This is a genomic window from Hymenobacter ginkgonis (genome assembly GCF_009755225.1).
Taxonomy (GTDB): domain Bacteria; phylum Bacteroidota; class Bacteroidia; order Cytophagales; family Hymenobacteraceae; genus Hymenobacter; species Hymenobacter ginkgonis.
Genome location: NZ_WQKZ01000002.1, coordinates 127,230 through 147,836, shown reverse-complemented (window position 1 = coordinate 147,836; position 20,607 = coordinate 127,230). Strand labels below are relative to the sequence as shown.

Annotated in this window: 13 protein-coding genes and 1 tRNA gene; 10 read left to right on the top strand and 4 right to left on the bottom strand. The window is 59.6% G+C overall.

Going from position 1 to position 20,607, the window contains the following annotated elements; translation table 11 throughout:
- The first annotated feature begins 173 nt into the window (after nt 1–173).
- From GO988_RS06435 to GO988_RS06425, 3 genes are all read left to right on the top strand, one after another.
- Nucleotides 174–470, top strand: coding sequence for a c-type cytochrome (locus tag GO988_RS06435; RefSeq protein WP_157563229.1), 297 nt, complete (start codon nt 174–176; stop codon nt 468–470).
- 4 nt (nt 471–474) lie between these two features.
- Nucleotides 475–1,818 (top strand): GTPase HflX, encoded by a 1,344-nt coding sequence (hflX, locus tag GO988_RS06430; protein ID WP_157563225.1) that lies wholly within the window; start codon nt 475–477, stop codon nt 1,816–1,818.
- Between the two features lie 122 nt (nt 1,819–1,940).
- Nucleotides 1,941–3,275: a leucine-rich repeat-containing protein kinase family protein gene (locus GO988_RS06425; protein WP_157563222.1), complete on the top strand. Its 1,335-nt coding sequence runs from the start codon at nt 1,941–1,943 to the stop codon at nt 3,273–3,275.
- 1 nt (nt 3,276) lies between these two features.
- On the opposite strand, the gene GO988_RS06420 is transcribed toward GO988_RS06425, so the two are convergent.
- Nucleotides 3,277–4,377: an AhpC/TSA family protein gene (locus tag GO988_RS06420; RefSeq protein WP_157563219.1), complete on the bottom strand. Its 1,101-nt coding sequence runs from the start codon at nt 4,375–4,377 to the stop codon at nt 3,277–3,279.
- Between the two features lie 166 nt (nt 4,378–4,543).
- Between GO988_RS06420 and GO988_RS06415 the strand changes: the two genes are divergently transcribed.
- Together GO988_RS06415 and ppk1 are read left to right on the top strand one after the other, a co-directional pair.
- A complete protein-coding gene (locus tag GO988_RS06415) occupies nt 4,544–5,041 on the top strand; it encodes a SixA phosphatase family protein (RefSeq protein ID WP_157563214.1) in 498 nt (165 codons plus the stop codon).
- A 228-nt stretch (nt 5,042–5,269) separates the two neighbouring features.
- Nucleotides 5,270–7,369 (top strand): polyphosphate kinase 1, encoded by a 2,100-nt coding sequence (gene ppk1, locus GO988_RS06410; protein WP_157563211.1) that lies wholly within the window; start codon nt 5,270–5,272, stop codon nt 7,367–7,369.
- A 61-nt stretch (nt 7,370–7,430) separates the two neighbouring features.
- Here the strand turns inward: ppk1 and GO988_RS06405 are convergent, their stop codons facing one another.
- Nucleotides 7,431–8,576, bottom strand: a complete 1,146-nt coding sequence (locus GO988_RS06405; RefSeq protein ID WP_157563208.1) for a DUF6268 family outer membrane beta-barrel protein — start codon at nt 8,574–8,576, stop codon at nt 7,431–7,433.
- A 163-nt stretch (nt 8,577–8,739) separates the two neighbouring features.
- Nucleotides 8,740–12,840, bottom strand: a complete 4,101-nt coding sequence (locus tag GO988_RS24080) for a metallophosphoesterase (protein ID WP_232341431.1) — start codon at nt 12,838–12,840, stop codon at nt 8,740–8,742.
- A gap of 362 nt (nt 12,841–13,202) precedes the next feature.
- On the opposite strand from GO988_RS24080, the gene GO988_RS06395 reads away from it, so the two are divergent.
- From GO988_RS06395 to GO988_RS06375, 5 genes are all read left to right on the top strand, one after another.
- Complete coding sequence (locus tag GO988_RS06395; protein WP_157563206.1) at nt 13,203–14,483, top strand: Pycsar system effector family protein; 1,281 nt, start codon at nt 13,203–13,205, stop codon at nt 14,481–14,483.
- Nucleotides 14,484–14,514: 31 nt separating this feature from the next.
- Nucleotides 14,515–14,586, top strand: a tRNA-Arg gene (locus GO988_RS06390).
- Between the two features lie 194 nt (nt 14,587–14,780).
- A complete protein-coding gene (locus tag GO988_RS06385) occupies nt 14,781–15,878 on the top strand; it encodes a PAS domain-containing protein (RefSeq protein WP_157563203.1) in 1,098 nt (365 codons plus the stop codon).
- A gap of 65 nt (nt 15,879–15,943) precedes the next feature.
- Complete coding sequence (locus GO988_RS06380) at nt 15,944–16,303, top strand: histidine kinase (protein WP_157563200.1); 360 nt, start codon at nt 15,944–15,946, stop codon at nt 16,301–16,303.
- 146 nt (nt 16,304–16,449) lie between these two features.
- On the top strand, nt 16,450–17,886 hold the full coding sequence (locus GO988_RS06375) for a hydrolase (protein WP_157563196.1): 1,437 nt from the start codon (nt 16,450–16,452) through the stop codon (nt 17,884–17,886).
- Between the two features lie 103 nt (nt 17,887–17,989).
- Here GO988_RS06375 and GO988_RS06370 read toward each other — a convergent pair whose 3' ends face one another.
- The gene (locus GO988_RS06370) at nt 17,990–20,554 is read right to left on the bottom strand and encodes a DUF5686 and carboxypeptidase-like regulatory domain-containing protein (RefSeq protein ID WP_157563193.1); all 2,565 of its coding nucleotides are present in this window, start codon (nt 20,552–20,554) and stop codon (nt 17,990–17,992) included.
- Between the last annotated feature and the right edge of the window lie 53 nt (nt 20,555–20,607).

Genomic DNA, 20,607 nt, shown 5'->3' with positions numbered 1-20,607 from the left:
AATAAGTAGCTGAGCAAATGCGGGAAAGAAGTAAAAAATAACCGTCGCTTGGCTATTCTTTCGGCCATTCACGGATTGCCTGGCTGCAAAGGTCGGGCCCGAAAGCGGCGCGGGCGCTATTTGCCGGGCGGCAACGGTTACTTTCGGCGCAGTTTTCGCGTTGTACCCGTATAATGAAGTTTATTCGACCCGCTAGCCTGCTGGCTCTGCTGGGCTGGGCCGGTTTGGTGCAGGCTGCGCCGCCCGCGCCCGGCCAAATTCTTTTTCAAAAAAACTGCGTGCGCTGCCACGGCACCAACGGCCGCCTGGGCCTCAACGGTGCCCACGACCTAACCAAGAGCAACCTCAATGCTTTTGGGCGCACCTACTTAATTACCAATGGCATGGGCAAAATGCCGGCCTTTTCCAAAACGCTTACCCCCGCTCAAATCGAGCAAGTGGTGGCGTATTCGCTCACTTTGAAACGCTAGCCACATGGCCAAACAATCTGAAAATTCGCATAGCAGCACCCGCCACCACGGTGCTACCGATAACACGCCCGCCCGGCGCGATACCAAGCTCGACCGGCTGTTGAAAAACAAGACGTACGAAACGGCCAAGGAGCGCGAAACAGCTGTGCTCGTGAGCGTGCCCCCGCGCCGCCAAACCGAAGCCCAAACCACGGAATACCTGGACGAACTGGCGTTCTTGATTGAAACAGCCGGCGCCGAAGCCACCAAGCGCTTCGTGCAAAAACTCGAAAAGCCTGACATCCGCAGCTATGTGGGCGAGGGCAAACTGGCCGAAATCAAAGCTTGGGTAACGCACGAAAAAACCAGCATGGTCGTGTTCGACGATGACCTGTCGCCTTCGCAGCTCCGCAACCTGGAGGCCGAGCTGAAGGTAAAAATCGTGGATAGGTCGCTGCTCATTCTCGATATTTTTGCCCTGCGTGCCAAGTCGGCCACTGCCCGCACGCAGGTCGAACTCGCTCAGTACCAATATTTACTGCCCCGCCTCACCGGCCTCTGGACCCACTTGGACAAGCAGCGCGGCGGTGTGGGCATGAAGGGCCCTGGTGAAACCGAAATCGAGACCGACCGGCGCGTCGTGCGCGACCGCATTGCCTTCCTCAAGGAGAAGCTCGAGGACCTGGACAAGCAAGCGCACACCCAGCGCAAGACGCGCACCAACAGCATTCGGGTGGCGCTGGTGGGCTATACCAACGTAGGCAAGAGCACAATTATGAACCTGCTGGGCAAGGCCGAAGTATTTGCCGAAAACAAGCTGTTTGCCACCGTCGATGCCACCACGCGCAAGGTGGTGCTCGACAACCACGTGCCCTTCTTGCTCTCCGACACGGTTGGGTTTATTCGCAAGCTGCCTACCAAACTTATCGAGAGCTTCAAGAGCACGCTCGATGAGATTCGGGAGGCCGATTTGCTAATTCACGTGGTGGATATTTCACACCCCAATTTCGAGGAGCAGATTGAGGTAGTGAATGAAACGCTGCGCGAAATCGAAGCTTCGGATAAGCCTACTTTGTTGGTGTTTAACAAAATAGACCAGTACAAGTCCGAAGTAGACCCGGCCCCGAACTTCGCCGATGATGACCCCGACCAGGAGTTCCCGACCGACTTCAGCGCGCCTACCCCCCGCCCGCCGCTCGAGCAGCTGCAAGAGTCGTACATGGCCCGGATGCACGACCCGGTCGTGTTTATTTCGGCCCAAAACAAGGAAAATATCGAAGCCCTGCGCGAGCTGCTGGCCCGCCGCGTGGCCGAGCTTTTTCAGGTACGCTACCCGTATAGCCAGCCTTACGGCACGGTAGCCGAGTAGCGCCCTGCCCCCTTTAAGTGGGGTAAAAATTAGAGGCTTGTTTAGTAGAAAAGGTCAGTCCGCTCGGGCTGGCCTTTTTTTAAGAAGGCCGCGGCGGCGCAGCGCCCGACCTTTGCCGTACCATGCACACCCTCGACCAACTGCGCGCCGGGCAGCTCACCGGCACTACCCGCCTCGACCTGTCGGCCGGCCTCACCGAGTTTCCACCTGAAATATTTGACCTGGCCGACTCGCTGGAAATCCTCAACTTGTCGGGCAATCAGCTGGCGGCCCTACCCCCCGATTTGCCCCGCTTGCATAAGCTGCGCATTTTATTCTGCTCCGACAATCGCTTTACCGAGCTGCCCGCCGTGCTGGGCCAGTGCCCGCAGCTAAGCATGGTGGGCTTCAAGGCCAACCAGATTCGGACGCTGCCCCCCGCGGCGCTGCCCCCGGCTTTGCGCTGGCTGATTCTCACCGACAATCAGCTCGAGAGCCTACCCCCCGAAATTGGCCGTTGCCATTATTTGCAAAAGCTGATGCTGGCCGGCAACCAGCTCCAAACCCTGCCCGAAACCCTAGCCAACTGCCAGCGCCTGGAGTTGTTGCGCATTGCCGCCAACCAGTTAGCCGAGCTGCCCGCCTGGCTGCTGGCTCTACCCCGCCTCAGCTGGCTGGCCTACGCCGGCAACCCCTTTAGTGCGGCAGCCGAGGCAGCGGCGGTGGCGCAGCACCCCATTGCCGCCATTCCGTGGCCGGCTTTGCGCCTTGAGCAGCAGTTGGGCGAGGGTGCCTCGGGCGTTATCTACCGGGCGGCCTGGCAGCGTGGGGCGGCCGTGCCCACGGAGGTAGCCGTGAAGATTTTTAAAGGTGCCGTAACTAGCGATGGCCTGCCGCACAGCGAGATGGCGGCTTGCATTAGCGCCGGCGCGCACCCCAACCTGATTGCCGTAAAAGGTAAAATCAGCGGCCACCCCGCGGCGGCCGAGGGCCTGGTGCTGGAGCTAATTGACCCCGCGTTTGGCAACTTGGCGGGGCCACCCAGCTTGGCTTCCTGCACGCGCGACGTGTACGCGCCCGGCACCGTATTTAGCCTGCGCGCGGCCTTGCGCCTGGCGCAAGGCATGGCGGCGGCGGCGGCGCATTTGCACGCGCAAGGCATTATGCACGGCGATTTATACGCCCACAACATTCTCAATACCACGGCCGGCGATGGCCTACTGGGCGACTTTGGCGCGGCCTGTTTTTTTGACCCCGCCAGCCCAGCCGCACCTGCTTTGCAGCGGCTCGAAGTACGTGCCTTTGCCTGCCTGCTCGAAGAGCTGTTGGCTCACTGCCCGGCGGCTGCGGCGGTGCCAGCCGTGCAGCAAGCCTGGCTCAACTTGCAGCACCGCTGCGCCCAGTCCGAGGTAGGTGCTCGGCCGTCGTTCTTTGAAATACAAACAGTTATCGAGCGTATGATTTTGGCTGAAGCCTGATTTATTGCGGAAGTAAAGCGGCTAATTTTTGGCCGAGTTCTTCGCCTCTGATATTTCTGGCGACAATCCGGCCATCGGGACCAACTAAGAAATTTTGGGGGATGGACTGCACCCCGTATAGCTTGGCGGCTTCGTTTTGCCAGTACTTAAGGTCGGATACCTGCGGCCAAACCAAGCCATCGGCGGCAATGGCTTTGAGCCACGCGGTGCGGCCGGTAACCCGGTCGAGCGACACGCCCAGCACCGTGAAGTTGCGGTTCTTATAGTGGTTGTAGTTGGCCACAACGTTCGGGTTTTCCTGGCGACAAGGCCCGCACCAACTAGCCCAAAAATCAATCAGCACATACTTGCCCCGAAAATCGTGCAGCGAAACCGTTTTGCCCGTGGGGTCGAACTGCGAAAAGTCGGGAGCCGGGGCGCCGATGGCTGTTTGCTTGGCTTTGGCTAAGCGAGCAGCGTAGGCCTGGCCGGCTGGGCTATTGCGCACGCTGGTAGCCAGGCCATTGTAGAGGGGCTCGGCCTCGGCGGGGTCGATAACGTAGCCGCTGTAGGTGGTAAGCGCATCAAGGCTAACGGGGCTCTGGGGCATACTTTCGATGAAGGCGCGCAGTACTTTTTTGCGCTCCTCAGCTAGCGTTTTGTAATACTGTTTGAAGTATTCGCGCATTTCTTGCTCCTGACGGGCGTTGAACACGCGCAGCGCGGCGGTGAGTTTAGCATTGTCAACGTTGAGGGGCGTGCCTGCTACCGTAGCGTGCGCGATGGAGTCGGGGCTCACAACCCGGATGGTGCCGGGCTCGAGGTAGAGCGGCACATTATGGCTGTACTGTCGAAGGCTAAGGTGCGTGCCAGGCCGCACCACAAACAGCGTTGCCTGCTTGGGTGCCGCTACACTGCCCTTAAAAGTGAAGTTTCCGGCCACTACCCCCGTCGAATCCAGCTGCGTGCCCTTGTCGGTTGGGTAGCGCAGGTACGCCTTGGTGGGCCGCTGGTTAGTGCCCAGCTGCCCTTCGAGGGTATAGCTGCCGCTTTGCGCTCGCACCAAGGCCGAGCTAATCAGCAGCACAAATGCTGGTACGAGCGTACGGAAAAGAGCTGGCATAAGTGCTTAGGTAAGCAATTGATGAAGAAGGATTTGACTAGTTGCTGCGAAATATAGCGTGGCACACTCGATTAACTAGTGCTAATAAGAGTAAAATAGGTAGTTATGAAAAAGAAGCGGGCCGCTTGTAGCCGGCTAGTTCTGGTCTATCCCCTAGCTTAGTGCCATGAAAACGCTGTATTTAATGCGCCATGCCAAGTCGAGCTGGAGCTTCGACGAACTGCGCGACCAGGAGCGCCCGCTCAACGACCGGGGCCGCGACGATGCCCCGCGCATGGGCCAGGCCCTGGCTAAGCGCCACATTGTGCCCGACTTGCTCGTGAGCTCGCCCGCCGTGCGTGCCCTGAGTACCGCCGTGCTCGTGGCCCGCGAACTGAAGTATCCGCACGATAAAATAGTGGTGGAGCCCGGCATTTACCAAGCCGATTTGGACACGCTGCTGGCCATTATCCGCGACCTGCCCGATGGTGCCGGCTCGGTGCTGCTAACGGGCCACAACCCCACCATGACCGACGTGGCCAACTACCTCTCGCCCTCGCCTTTGAGCAGCGAAATGCCCACGGCGGCCGTCATGTGTCTGCGTTTCGACACCGACCACTGGGCCGAGGTAAAGCAAGCCAACGCCGAGTTTTACTTCTACGACTACCCCCGCAATGTTAGCTGAGGGTTAAGCTTTAGCAGAAATAAACAGCTTGGCCCGGCTCTTGCGTATAAGGCAGCCCATGCCGGTGAGTAAGCGCGCTAAAAGAATGAACCCAGAACGTCATGCCGCGTGACGCGCTGCTTCCCTACTGCCTCGTTGAATGGCGCGGTAGCGGTGCAGCGCGTCACGCGGCATGACGTTCTGGGTTAAAGGTTTCTGTTTCTGACTATTAACTGATTGCTGATTTAGATGAAGACCCTGCCTCGCGACCTCAGTTGGTTGCGCTTCAATGCCCGCGTGCTGCAAGAAGCGCAGTGCCCAACCGTGCCGTTGCTCGAGCGCCTCAAGTTTTTGGCCATCTTCTCGGCCAACCTCGACGAGTTTTTTAAGGTGCGGGTGGCCACGTTGCGGCGGCTAGTAAAGCTCAAGAAGAAGACCCGCGCCCAGCTGCCGCACGAGCGCCCCAAGCGCCTGCTGGCCGAGGTGCTAACCGAAGTGCAGCGCCAGCAGGAAGAGTTTGGCCGCACCTACCGCGAAGAGGTGCTACCCGCCCTCAAAGAAGCCGGTATCTGCCTGATGAGCAGCGAGGAGCTTACCGATAGCCAGCGCGATTGGGTGCAGCAGTATTTTGAAAAAAATGTGCGCGACCTGCTTTCGCCAGTGGTGCTGGACGATACCCTGCACCAGCTGTTTTTGAAAGACCAGGCGGTGTACCTCACCTGCTACCTGACCGGGCTGCGCACCGCTAAAAAAGCCAAGGCCAAAGACGAGCGCGTGGTGCTGCTGGAACTGCCCACCAAGCGCCACGGCGGCCGCTTCGTGGCGCTGCCCGGCGGCGCGGGCACCCCCGCCGACCCGCACCGCGTGCTCTTCCTCGACGATGTGGTGCGGGTAGGGGCCGCCGGCTTGTTTCCGGCCTACGGCAGCGTAGTTATTCACGCCATTAAGCTCAGCCGCGACGCCGAGCTGGACATTGAAGAAGAAGTATCGGGCGACCTGCTGGTCAAAATTCGCAGTAGCCTGGCCAAGCGCGTGACCGGCTACCCCGCCCGCCTGCTCTACGACCCCGAAACGCCGAAGGAAGTGCTGCGAGCCATCAAAGCCAAGACGGGCATTGAGGACGAAGAACTGGTGGAAGGCAGCCGCTACCACAATTTCCGCGACTTTTTCGGCTTCCCCGATTTTGGCCGCGCCGACCTTCTCAACCCCGCCTGGCCCGAGCTGCCGCACCCCACGCTGCCCCGCACCGGCCCACTGCTGCCCGCCCTGGCTCGGCGCGACCACCTGCTGCACCCGCCCTACCAGAGCTTCGACGCGGTGCCGCGCCTGTTGCGCGAAGCTGCCCAAGACCCCAGCGTGAGCACTATCAGCATCACCCTCTACCGCGTGGCGCCCAAAAGCGCCGTGGCCAAAGCGCTCCTCAAAGCCGTGAAAAACGGCAAGCAGGTAACCGTGGTGGTGGAGCTGAAAGCGCGCTTCGACGAGGAAAGCAACATGTACTGGGCCGAGAAATTGCAGCGCGCTGGCGCGCACGTCATCTTCACGGTGCCCGAGCTTAAGTGCCACGCCAAGCTGCTGCTCATCACGCGCCGCGCCGTGGCCGACGACCCTACCCCCCAGCGCTTCGCTTACCTCAGCTCGGGCAACTTCAACGAGGCTACCAGCCACCTCTACGCCGACCACGGCCTGCTCACGGCCAATGCCGAGCTGACGGCCGAGGTTGACCAGGTGTTTCGCTACTTCATCACGGGCGAGGAGCCTACCGACTTGCAGCACCTGCTGGTGGCGCCTTTCACGTTGCGTAAGCAGTTGCTTAAGCTCATTGCTGCCGAAGCTGCCCGCGCCCGCAAGGGCAAGGAGGCGTACATTGTCTTGAAGGTGAACTCGCTGGAAGACAGCGGTATGATAGCTGCGCTCTACGAAGCCAGCCAAGCTGGCGTGCGCATCGAACTGCTCATTCGGGGCATCGGCTGCTTGGTGCCGGGCGAGCCGGGGCTGAGCGAAACCATTAGCCAGCGCGGGCTCATTGACCGGTATCTGGAGCACGCCCGCATCTACGTGTTTGGCAACGGCGGCGAGGAAAAAGTCTACGTCTCATCGGCCGACTGGATGACGCGCAACCTCGACCGCCGCGTCGAAGCCGCTTTCCCACTGCTCGACGAAACCTTGCGCGCCGAAATCCGCCACCTGCTCGACCTCGAGCGGGCTGATAATGTGAAAGCCCGCGACTTCGACAACCAGTTGGTCCTACCCCTGCCCGGCCAGCCCAGCGTGCGCGCCCAAGAAGCCGAATACAAGTATCTGAAGAAGCTGGCGGGCCGCAAGCGGGTAGCTAAGGCGAACGCCTGATGAAGAACGTCCTGCTGAACGCCGGGAAGCAGGACGTTCTTTTTAAGCCTTTTAGTCGCCGTTACCTCCTTACCCCCGCCTTTTCTAACAGCTTGCGCGGCGGCACCGCAAACAGTTCGAGGCTGGCATAGGGCGCGCCCCCCAGCTTGGTGCGGATGATGCGCTCGCGGTCGGCGTTGGTGCGGTCGAAAGCATCGAAGGCGTAGTTGTAGCGGTAGCCGGCCTCGGCGCCCAACCACAGAAAGGGCAGCAGCTCGCGCTCCCAGCGCAGGCGAAATTTAACCTCTATCTCGCGTAGTTCCAGGGTGTTGAGCGGTAGCTTGTCGGGCTGGTTTTGACGCACCAAGGGCGTGCGTAGGTTCACGAGGTAGTTGAGCCCATCGACCGAGTAACCGGCGTAGAACAGCGATTTTTCTGACGCATTGTAGCGCGCCGTAATGCGGGCCGGCGCCAGCGCTTCTACCCCCCAGCGGTCGTTGAAGGTGCGGTTGTAGATGACGGCGGGGTAGAAGCTGAGCCGCCCAAACGTGTAGCCGTACTGAAACCCTATCCCCCACGAAAAGCGCGGGCTGCGCTTCCAGCCATAAAAAGCCTCGGCCGAAAAGCGCAGGTAGTCGGTAGTACGCAAATCGTTGCGCGAGGTGTAGTCGCCAGCCAGCTCACCCTTGATGCGGGCCAGGTACCAGTGCACCGCATCGACGGGCCGGATGATGGCCAGCTGCGCGCCGGTGCTTTTTAGGCCCTTGTTCTCCAGGTTATCCAGCAGTTCGTAGTTGCTCGGCGGGTTGCGGAATTTAAATTCCTCGCGGTCGTAGTTCAGCCCTATAATCACCTTCAGGTGGGGCCGGTTCCAGGCCGGAATGTAGCCCTTGATGGTGAGGCGGGCGTTTTTGGTGGCCTCGGTGCTGTAGTTGGGCACGCCCGCCACCTCGCCCGTCGCGTTGACCCCGAAGGTGGGCGTGCGCTCGTAGCGCACAATAATGCCTTTGCTCGGCCCCATCCCCAGCACCGAGGGGTTGGCAAACTGCTGCTTGTCGCGCGCCTCCGCCGCGCCCTGCGCCGAGTCGCGGGGGGTAGGGGCGGGTGCCGGGTACGTGCGTGGCGATTCTTGAGCCTGGGCGCTTTGTAGCGGCCAGCCACCCAGCGCGCCGGCGCCGGCTACGCATCCCCAAAAACGCCAGCGAAACAAAGCAGAATTAGCCAACATGAAGAACAGGTTAAGTCGAGCTCCTTACGCAAACAGGCCGCAGAAGGGTACTGCCCGGTCCCGTGCGAAGGGGTAGGACTTTACCGCCCATTACAGCCAACCAAAAAGGCCTAGCTAAGCAGCCAGGCCTTTTTGAAGAAAGCGCAACGAAGCAGAAAAATTCCTAAAACAAGAAATCAAACCCTACGAATACCAGCCGTTCCTCGCCCACCGAGTAGGTGAGGTTGACGATGGCCTGGCTGATGATGCTCACAAATACGCCGCCGCCGAAGCCCGAGTGGAAAGCGGCGATGCCGGTACGCGTGTCGTTGTCGGAGTACACGCGGCCGGCGTCGGCGAGGCCCATCACGCCAAACTCGCCGGGGAAGAGGTAGGCGTTGAATTTGAACAGGTGCAGGCGGGCCTCGAAGTTGCCGTAGAGGCTGCTGCGGCCCGCAAAGCGCGTGCGGCGGTAGCCGCGCAGGTTGGTGGTGCCGCCCAGCGTATTGGCTTGGTAAAAGCGGTAGTCGCCGATGTTGTGCTGCACGCCGATGCGGCCAGCGTAGGTGAGGCGGAAGGGGAAGTTGGGGGTGAGGTAAGCCTTGATTTCGGACGACAACCGGCCGTAAGTCAGCTTATCGCCACCGAGCTGAAAGTTGTACTGCGCCTCGTTGTGCCACTGAATGCCGATGCGTGGGTCTTTGGGCGACGATTGGGCGCCGAAATCGAGGTACATCAACCCGCCGAGGTAGGTATTGGCCTGGAAGTCAGAGTTGCGGATGCCGAAGCGCTGGTTTTCGAGGCCCGTGCCAATGCTGTCGCGAATAACGGAGCCAATCTGGTCGTTCTGCACACGGAAGCGTTCAAACTGCGGCCCAATGCCAAACTTACCGAAGGTAAAAAGCTTACGCTCAAAGGTCGGGGCCACGTAAAAGCGGTCGAAACGAACGCGGTAGGCGCTGTTTACCGAGCGGTTGGTGGCCTGGTCGCCATTTTCGACGGCGAAGTTTTGGCTGTTGTTGCCAATGCCGAAGAAGTTGTAGAGTAGCTGCGGGCCGTAGTATTGCGAAGCCACGTGCAGGTCGGTTTTGCCCCCGAATACGCTCGTAAACTGCCCGGCGTAGCGCAGGTTATAGGCCTGGCGAGCGGGGGCAAAGTTGGCCGTGAGCGACTGCTCCGAAGCAAAGGGCTCGCGCCGGAAGGCGTAGCGCCGGTGCGTAATGCCGCCGCCAATGAGCACGCCATCGTCGATGTTATACCCAAAAAACAGCGCCGGCCCGGTGTAGTTAAGGCGGTAGTCTTTGAGGTCGAAGCGGTGCGGGTGGTCGTAGCGGCTCACGTCTACCCCCGGCTCGAGGCGCAGGCGCGACTCGCCGAGCTTGTTAATCACCACGTTGCCAGTGTCGGCGTCGTACACCTGGGTGCGGTGGCGCAGGCCCGCCACCCGCGAGTTGTCGATAATGCTGTCGCGCCCGGTGCCGCCGATAATGCGAATTTTGTGGCCCTGCCGCTCGTCGCCCGTCAGGTCGTACACGTCCTGGCCACTGATGCCGTAGAGGCGAATTTCGTCGGTTTTGCGGTCAAACGTGCGGTCGTAGAGCACCTTGGTGAGCTCGCCCTTCTTGCTGATTTTCTGCATCACCACGTGGGTGTGGTGGTCGGGCAGGCGCGTGACGGTGAATTTCTCGCTTTTCTGCGAGCCGCGCACCTCCACAATGTCCGCCATCAGGTCGGAGTACTTGGCGGCCACGTCGGGCAGCAAGTCGCGGCGGCTCTTGAGCTTGGCCACGATTTCGGCGCCGTGCGCCGCATAAATTTCTTTGGGCCACCGCTCGCGGAAGGCTTTTTCAATCACGGCATCCGTAAGCTGGGCCTTCATGATTTCGGCCTGCTTCACCCATTCTTCGCGGCTCACGCCACTCAAATACAGCCGGTCGTTGCTGAGGCCCGTCTGGTTGAGGCCCTTATAGTCGCCGTAGTCGTACCCAAAATTCTGGAAGTTGCGCACCGCGAACTTCTTCGAAATAAGGGAGGGTAGCACGCCGTCACCTTTGAAGAAGGCAATGTCGCGGTCTTCGGGCACAGCGGTATAAATCTTGTCGCCGTCCTTGGTTTTGCGCTGGGCCCAGCGCCACTGGTCCTCGTGGCGGTCCCAGTCGCCAATCCACATATCAAACAAGCGCGAGCGGGCAAAAGCCGGCTGGTCCACCTTGTTGTCGTTGTCTTGCAGCAGCTCTTCGAGCATCTTGTCGGTGCTCACCAGCTTTTTGGCAAATCCCAGCGAGGCATCATTGTCCTGGCTGCCCTTGGCGTCCTCCTCCAGCGCCGCAGGGGTATTGGCAAATTTATCTTGGTATTGGCCCAGCGCCGGGTCGTTGGGGATATACACGTAGCGCGGGTTGGTGTGCAAAATGCCCGCCGCCTCGGCCAGGGGGGGTAGCACGAAGGAGGCGTATGGGTGCTGGGCCGAAATCTGGTCCTGCAATACGGCCCGGGCCAGGCCGGTGCGCAAGTTTTCGGGCAGCACGGCCGCGGGGTCTTTGTCGATGCCGCGCACCGTGAAGTAGTAGCCGTCTTGGTTGCGCACCTTCAGCGAGGCCGTTTGCTTGCCGCCGCCCGTTTTGTAAGGAACAAGGCCGCCCTCCGCCGTATTAATGTCGAGCACCGGAAACTTGACGGGGGTAGCCCATTCCTGGCGGTAGTGGTCGCCAAGCAGCCAGTTATGAAACTTGCCGTGCTGGTTGTAGCTCGGGTTCACGGCTACCGTCACAGTGCTATCCTTGAAATTGGGGCGCTTGGCGGTAGACGTAATAACGGGCGCGCCCTCGGGCTTGCCGGTAGTGGCCACGTTTTTGGCGGCAGCGGTTTCGAGGTCGTCGCGGCTTTGGTTGCCCTTGCGGGTTTGGGCAGTGCCAGTGGGGGCACGGGTGCCTTGCACAGCGCCAGCGTCGGGCTTGGTGGTGTTCACGGCGCCGCCGGGGCCGCTGGTGCTGGCAGTGGCCCTACCCCTCCCCAACTCGGCATACACCTGCTGGCGGTACACGCGGCGGGCGGTTTTGCCCTGGTCGCTGTCGTTGGGCACCAGGTACTCTACCCACACCTGGCCGTCGTCGTAATAATTGAGGCGGGCGAAGCCTTTCTCTTTGTCCGAAAACAAGTCGTCGCCGCCGTTGCCGGGCTTTACGTGCTGGGTTTTGCAGCCCGAGCCGCTCGTAATGAAGTGCGACTTGGTGGTTTCCTCGTCGTAGTACTGCAAGTTGTGCTCGTGCCCGTTGGCGTACACAACGTTCGGATACTTAGCAAAAAGCGCTAGCAGGTTTTTCTTATAATCTTGGTAAGCAGGGTAGGCCAAATCCTGCGCGATGCCGCCATATTTGCGCGCCAACGGGTAGATGGAGCCAATAACGGGCAAGGGTAAAAAAGCATATTTCTGTACAATGCTCAGCGGAAACACGTGGTCGGCAAACGTGAAGTAGCCCCCGTGAATACCGTCCGAAAATAGCGGGTGGTGCGTTACAATCAGGATGTGCTTGTCCTTATTGCGCCGCAGCACGTCGTCGAGCTGCTCGTACACATCGCTCTCGTTATCAGCGCCGCAGGCATTGCCGAATGGCCGGTTGGCCTGGTCCGTGATAAACCACTGCGAATTGAGGGCAATCATCACCAGGTCGTCGCGCAGCCGAATTTCGTAGGGGCCGGGGCAGCCATCGCGGGGCACCAGGAAGTCGCCAGTGTAAGCAAACGCGGCCGAATCCTTGGCCAAGTACTGCTCGGCGTAGGCCTGCTCGCGGTTCACCTGCGCCAGCCCGCCCTTGTAGCCCTGAATCCAGTCGTGGTTGCCGGGCGTCATGTATTTCTCGCCCTGGTAGCCCTTCAAAATGTTGAGTTGCTCGTTGAGGCGGCCTTCGGCAATCTTGCGGTCGTAGGCCCCCTCGGGCGGCATACCCTGGTTGTAAATATTATCGCCCAAGAACACGGTGGCGCTGTTGCGGCCCATGGCCAGCATTTGCTGGCGCATAAAATTGAGCGACGGCTCGCCACCCCGGTCGCTGGAGATGGGGCTACCCACATCGCCAATCAAAAATACCGAGTAGCGGATGCGGCTCGAATCGGGAGGCAGGTTGCGCTGCCAGCCTTGGGCCTTACCCCGGTAGTTGGGCTTGGGGTTGATGGGGTTAAAATCTGACTCGCCGGCCTCGCCTAGCTCTTCCAGCTGGGCATGGGCAGCAAAAGGCAGGGTAGCAAGCAGGCTTAGGCAGAAAAATAAGCGGAGCAGTGAAGTCATAGAGGCAAAATTACAAACTAGCGCAGGGCCACCGGGCGAAAAGCTGGTAACAGGGAGCGGCTCGCCCTGGCCCGGCCAAGCCGATGAGTAAATACGGAAAAGGGGATTCTAAACTGAGAAAAGGACACTTGCCATTGCCGTGCCGCGGTTACTTTCGCGGTTAGAGCTGGCCAGTTCTGGCCAACCATAGCTGGCTGGCAGCTGGCAAAAAAACACTATTTAGCCAGCAATAATTGGGCTGCTACGCAAGGGCTGGCTACACGGTTGAGGTTGCGAACTAACCCGTACCCCGCGCCGCGCGTTGAAAGCCTATCGCCGGGCCGAACCCAACGCGGGTCGGTTGTTGTTTCTTGCGTTGAATTATGCCTAATCCTACCCTCTCCGCTGCCCCCGAGGCGCCCGCGCCCGCCGTACCTAAGGCTCCTAAGTCGGAGGTGTCTGCGCTGGTGCGGCAGGCCCAGGCCCACGTCGAGCCCCAGCTCGAGAAAAACCTTGACCCGCGCTACACCTACCACACCCTGGCCCACACCGCCTACGTGGTGAAGCAAGCCCATGCCCTGGCCGATGCCGCCAAGCTACCTGCCGCCGAGGCCGAGCAGCTGCTCGTGGCCGCCTGGTTTCACGATACCGGCTACCTCGATACCTACGAGGGCCACGAGTATAAGAGTATGAGCCGCGCCGCCGACTGGCTGCAAGCCCAGGGCTACCCCCCGGCCGGCATCGAAGTGGTCAAAAACCTGATAAGGGCTACGCACCGCAACGAACCGGCCAATACCGAGCTCGAAAAAATATTGTCGGATGCCGATATGAGCAACCTCGCGGCCGACGACTACCGCTCGCGCGCCGAGCTCATCCGCACCGAGTGGGAGCTGGCGCTCAACAAGTCGTACTCGAACCCGGAGTGGGCCGAACTGCAACTCAACTTCATGCTGGCCCACAAGTACCAGTCGGAGGTGGGTAAGGAGCGCTACAAAAAAGCGCTGAAAGCCAACATCGAAGACCAGCGCGACCACCTCAAAAAAGCCGAAAAGAAGGAAAAGAAAAAGCACAAGGAGGCTACCGAAACCTTCGCCGAGCCCAAGCGGGGCATCGAAACGATGTTCCGCACCATGTATTCTAACCACATGAAGCTCTCGGACATGGCCGATAAAAAGGCCAGCATGATGATTTCGCTCAACGCCGTTATCTTGTCCATCATCATCACGTACCTGGGGGCCAAGTCGTCGGTGCTGGCGCCCACGGGCAGCGCCAGCTTCACGCGCAACCCTATTCTGGCCGTGCCAATGGGCGTGCTGCTTATGACGGCGCTGGGCTCGGTGACCACGGCCATTCTTTCGGCGCAGCCCGACGTCACGAGTTTTAAGTGGCTCAAGAAAAACCCCGAAATAGCCACCAATCGGCGCGTCAACCTCTTGTTTTTTGGGCAGTTTACGAAGCTCAGTCTTCAGCACTTTCAGGAAGGCATGCGCGAGCTAATGCGCCAAAAAGACTCGCTCTATACCAACATGGTAACCGACGTGTACTACCTCGGCGAAGTGCTCGACCGCAAGTATAAGCTGCTGCGTGTGAGCTACTCTATCTTTATGGTAGGCCTCATCCTGACGTCGCTTTCCTTTGGCATTGTGCTGGCCTATAAGATGTAGCCCTGGCCGGCGCGTCGTACCTTTGGGTACTGGCTGCGTAGTTCAACGGATAGAATAGGCGTTTCCTAAACGCTTGATATGGGTTCGATTCCCGTCGCGGCTACTAGTAGATAAAAGGCAGCGTCCCGGCCCCGCAAAGCGCGGGGCCGGGATTTGCTTACGGAGCCCGCCGTGGCACTTATCCACGCGGGTCCTCGCGCACTGCGGCATTAGGCAATTGTATGCTGGTTAAGTAAAGCCAACAGCTTATCTTAGGCTTGCCAATAAAGTTTATATTCATCGCACTTATAAGTATTTATGAGCTCGCTTTCGCAGCCAGATGGCCCTACCCCCCTGCCCTCCACCGACGTTTCGGCTACGCTGCAGGTAGCGGCGCAGGACATGCAGCGGCAGCGTGCCCAAGGCACTATTGAGCGGTTTTTTCAACAAGCCCCGGCGCCCATTTGCATTCTCGACGGGGCCGACTTTGTGTATGAGTTGATTAACCCCGCTTACCAGCAGCTGTTTCCGGGGCGCCACTTGCTGGGCAAGCCGCTGCTGGCGGCGCTGCCCGAGCTAGCAGGCCAGGCTATCCCTCAGATTTTGAGTGATGTATACCGCACGGGTGAAACGTTTGAGGGCCGCGAGCTGCTGGTGCCGCTGGCCCGCGCCAGCAATGGGCAGGTAGAAGACCTGTACTTTAACTTTACTTACCAGGCCCGCCGCGACGACAACGGCACTATCGATGGAGTCCTTGTTTTTGCAGCCGAGGTAACCGAGCAGGTGCTGGCCCGCCGCAAGGTAGAAGAACTGAACCGCGAGCTAGAAACCCGCGTGGCTGCCCGCACCCAAGAGCTGGAGCAAACCAAGGCCGAAGCCGAAAACCAGCGCCAGCGCCTTCACGATATTCTGATGCAAGCGCCCGCGCTCATTACCTATTTTGAGGGGCCGCAGCACATTTTCCGGCTGGTAAATCCGCTTTACCAGCAGCTAGTGGGCAATCGCCCCATCCTGGGTATGCCCATCAGCGAGGCCATGCCGGAACTGGCTGGTCAGCCCATTTTTGCCCTGCTCGACGAAGTATACCAAACCGGTAAGTCGTACTACGCCAACGAGATGCTGGTGCAGCTCGACCATCAAAATGCGGGTGTGCTGGGCAATAATTACTACAACTTCGTGTACCAAGCCACGCGCAATACGGCGGGCGACATCGACGGCATTCTGGTGTTTGCCTACGAGGTGACGACGCAGGTAGTGGCGCGGCAAAAAATAGAAAAAAGCGAGCAGCAGCTCCAACAGCTTAACCAGCAACTGCTAGCCGTCAATACCGAAGTGTGGGCGGCCAACGCCGAGATTCAGGCCATTAACGAGGCGCTAGCCCACTTGCAGGAGGCAAAGCGCCCGTCGGCTAGCTAAGGGTGCCTTCTCCATTTTTTATCCTTATGTGCGGCCACAGCTGCGCTTGAGTTGCTTTTTACCCAGTGGAACTGAACTCTTTACGTCTGGACATCCAGCAAACCCGCATCAAGCACGTGCTGCTCAAATCGCAGCTACGCTCGATGCTGTACGGAGTGCGGCCGGCCGATGCGGCGTTTTTTGGTACTGGGCAAAACCCCATGGCGCAGTGGTTTGCTACCACCATCAAGGCTAACTATGGCAGCCTGCCGCAGGTGCGCGAGCTCGACAGCCTGCTGAACCGCCTGCTGGCTACCGGCCAAGCGCTGGTGAAAGAGTACCAACGCGGGCAAATGGAAGAGGCGCGCACCGGCATGGGGCAGATAAATACCTATTCTGACCAGTTTGAGCAATTGTTGCAGCAACTAGAGCAGCAGGCCAACTAGCTTAAACACGCCTCAGGTATTACGCGAACGTGTAGCGGAGCGGCAGAAGTAGTAGGATTAGTAACCTGGCTTTTACATTGGCAGCTAGCCAAACAGAGTAGCTTTGCCAGCGTCAGCTTATCCTTTTTCACTACTACCCCCGTTTTATGAATTACTTCCTTCGCCCCTTGGCCGTTGCTTTCGCGGCGGCCCTGCTTGCTACCGGCTGCGCCCGGCAGGAGCTAGCGCCTACCCAGCCCGTGGCGGCAGCTGCCAGCCAGCAGGATGCCGCGGCTACTGGCTTTCCTGAAACCTTTGAAACCGGTACCAAAGCCGCCTACACCAGTGCTACCGTTGCCTTAAGCTCGGGCTCGTGGACGTTCGACGATGCCCTGCTGGGCAACTCGACGGCCGACGTGAAAACGGGTGCGCAGTCGGCGCGCTTGCGCAACAGCGGCAAACTCACCATGAACTTTAGCCTCACGAGCGGGGCGGGGGTAGTAACCATTGCCCACGCCCGCTACGGCACCGACGCGGCCACCACCTGGGAGCTGTGGGCCTCCACCAACGGCGGCTCGTCGTACACCAAAGTGGGAAGCACCATCACGGCTAGCAGCACTACGCTCGCCACGGCTAGCTTCACCGTGAACCTAGCGGGTAGCGTGCGCCTGCAAGTGCGCAAAACCGACGGCACCACCAACCGCCTTAACCTCGACAACCTAACGGTGCAGACCTACGGCGGCGGCACCACGCCGCCCGCTACCACGGGCAAGAAGTTTCTTTTTGACGGCAGCCACGCCGAAACCGCCGGTAACGCTGACTGGATTCCCGACGCTGACAACGGCGTGGTAGCCCGCTTCCCTACCCCCGCCCAAAGCGGCATCACAGCCAGCACCACTGAGGGCTACTGGACGGGCGGCCTCTCGTCGTGGGGCGTGGCCTTGGTGAAGCTCGGCAACACCGTGGAGTCGCTGCCTACGGGCACGGCCATCACCTACGGCAACGCCAGCAACCCCCAAGACCTGAGCAATTACAACGTTTTTGTGGTGGATGAGCCCAACACGCTTTTCACCGCCACCGAAAAAGCGGCCATCGTGAACTTCGTGAAAAACGGCGGCGGCTTGTTCATGATTTCGGACCATACCGTATCGGACCGCAACAACGACGGCCAGGATTCGCCCGCCATCTGGAACGACCTGATGACCAACAACTCGGTGCAGGCCAATCCGTTCGGCTTCAAAATAGACCTGACTAACATCTCCGAAACGAGCATCAACGTGCTCAGCAGCAACACCAACGTGGTATTGCACGGCAGCCAGGGCAACGTTACCCAACTCAAATTCAGCAACGGCGCTACCATTACAACCACCTCCACGGCAGCGCAGCCGCTTATTTGGCAGGGTAGCGCCGCGCAGGGCACCACCAAGGCTATGTGCGCCACCAGCACCTACGGCACGGGCCGCGTATTCGTCATCACCGACTCGTCGCCGGCCGACGATGGCACCGGTGCTAGCGGCGATACCCTCTACCCCGGCTGGACGGAGATTGGCAGCCATGCCCCGCTGCACCTCAACGCCTCGCTCTGGCTGGCCAAGCAGCAGTAGTTCTAAAGGTTAAAAAGAAGATGGGGGGTAGGGAGTGGGCGAACCCGCTTCCTACCCCCCATCTTCTTTTTAACTCTTAATCCAGCGAGTTATTAACCGCGAATCAGAGGCGGAACTGCGCGCCCACTTTGATACCAAAGTTGCGCGGGGCCGGTTCGCCGGAGCTATTGCTTGGGGCGTCGCGGTAGGTGAGGCGGTGAATAAAATCAACCCGCACGAATTTGAAGATATTCTCGATGCCGTAGCCAAGCTCCACGTAGGGCACTTTGTCCAACGTATTAAGCGGCGGCTGGGGGCGGCCCTGCGCATCAAGCGGCTGGCGCTGGTTCATAGCGCTGAGGCCGCCGTAGAGGGCATTGGCCGTGGCTGCCAGGCGCCAGTTGAGCGAGCGCACGGCCGGAATGGCGTTCAGAATAATACCTTCGAAGTGATGGTCGAGGCGCAACGAAACCGAGCGGTCCGTCACGAACTCGAAGTAGTTCATCAGGTTGAAGGCGTTGGCGTTGTAGAACGGCGTTTGGTTGCCGAGCGGAATCTTGAGGAAGAGCGACGGGAGGCGGTCGGGGGTGTAGCTGCCCTCGGCGCGGTAGTTGAGACGGCCAAAGTGCCCAGCCGAAATGCTGTGGTTGATTAGAAAATTATATTTCTGGTACGAAGCCGAACTGCTGGTAAATAAGTCGCGAGCACCCAAAGTGTAGCGAAACGTCAGTACTGGCCACTTTTTGAGGCCAATGGCGCGGCGGCGGTTTTCACTCTGCACCAAGTCCTCGTCGGGAGCGTAGCGCGACTCAAACACTATTTCAGATAGCGTAAGGTCAGGCACGATGCGGTTTTCGCGCACGTACACGAAGTCATTTAAAAAGCGGATATTCTGCTCGCGCACCGTCACGGTTTCGGTGAAGCCGTGGAAGAGGTCGCGTTGCACCGAAAGGGCCATTAAATCGCGCAGGATGGGCCGGCCCTGGATGAATTTGCCCCAGCGCGTAGCCGCCACAAACAGGTTGTTTTCGGCCACCAGAAAGTCGTTGTCGAGCAGCGCGGCCTGCTCCACATCATGCCGATACTCGCCGGTGAAAACCAGCCAGTGCCGGCGGTCGGCGATATAGCTCGACCGGATACCGTATTTAAAGCGGCCATCGCGCGTGCCATAGGCCAGGTAGGCCATCGTCACGGTGTTGCGGCTGATGCTGGGGGTAGTGCGAAAACCTACCCGGAAACGGTTGCCCTCGTAGTCGTTGTGCGAGTAGGTATTGATGATGGGGCCAAACTCGAACTTGCCCACGTGCTTGTAGCCGTTGATGAACAAGTCAACCCAGTCCAGGGTGCTGCGCACGGAGGGCAGCTGCCGGGCCGAATCGAGCACGGCAAACGTCTGCCGCTCGCTGAGGCTCAGCGTATCAGGGCGGTTTTTGTCGAAATATCCTTCTCCTAGCTGCCCGGGCGATACCGTGCTGAGCAAACTGCTGCTGCTGCCATCGGGCTCCAACAAACTCGACACGATGGGCAGGTCGAAGAAGCCACTTTCGTCGTGCGGCTTGTTGCGCACAATGCCCGAGTTGACGGTAGTGAAGCGCACGCGCATGGCGGCCTGCTTCTCGTAGGGGCGCACGCCCAGTACCAGGCGGGTGCGGATGGGTAGGCCGGGCCCATCGGCGGGCGACGTCAGCTCCTGGAAAATCCGCAGGTCGCTCAAGAAGTTAATGTTGGCTTTGTCGCTGGTTATCACATCAATGCGCCGCAGCGCATACTTGTCCTGCGTAATCCAGATGGTACCCGTGAAAGCCAAATCGTGCGGCCGCTTGGGTTTGATGGCAATGCGGTAGCACCAGTCCTTGCCCACAAACAGCGAATCTTGCAGCTCGTAGTCGTAGGTAAGGCGCCCGCCCGCTGAAATAGGCGAGATAAAATCTTTACCCAGAATATTTTGCCAGTTAGGGTAGAAGTCGAAGTTCTGAAAGTTCGACCCCAGCATCTGGCTAAGCACCGAGCCTTCGCGGGGGCCCGCCCCGCGCATTTGCTTGTGCAGAATATCTTCGCGGCGGCGCAGCGGCGGGCCGTACTTCTGGTAGACTTTCGAGCCTACTTCCGAGGCGAAGAGGGGTAGGGGGGCATCGGGGTCGGCGGCGGCGGCGGCTCCCTGGCGCACGGCCAGTGCTCGAATGTCCTTGACCACCTTGCGGTTGGCCATGCTCTTGGGCAGGTCGGCCAGGCTTACTTCAATGCGGTTATACGAGTCGAACTCGGCCGAATTAAGGGCGGCGCGCTCGTTTTCATTCTTGTGCTTTTGCACCTCCCGCAGGATGCGGAAAGCCGGGTTTTCGGGCTGCCGCGAACTCACCACTACTTCGGCTAGGGCTACCCCCCCGCCTTTCTTGAGGCGAAATAAAACGGTTTGCACGGCGGCATTGCTGAGGTGCCGGCGCTGCGTGATGAAGCCCAAGGACGAGGCTGCTAAAGAATCAGGCGAGCCCGTTATCGCCATCTTAAACTTCCCCTCCACATCGGCCGTGATGCCCGTGCTGGTTTTAGGAACAAAAATGGATGCAAATGGAATAGGCTCGCCCGATGCGGCCTCCACTACCTGCCCACTTAGAACGATACGTTGGGCTACTGTTAGCCGGCCATTCAGCAGAAAGGCGAGCAGCAGCAACGGAACGATAAATTTCATAGAATTAATGCGATACGTGCGGGCCTGAGATGGGTAGATATGCTCGCAAGTTA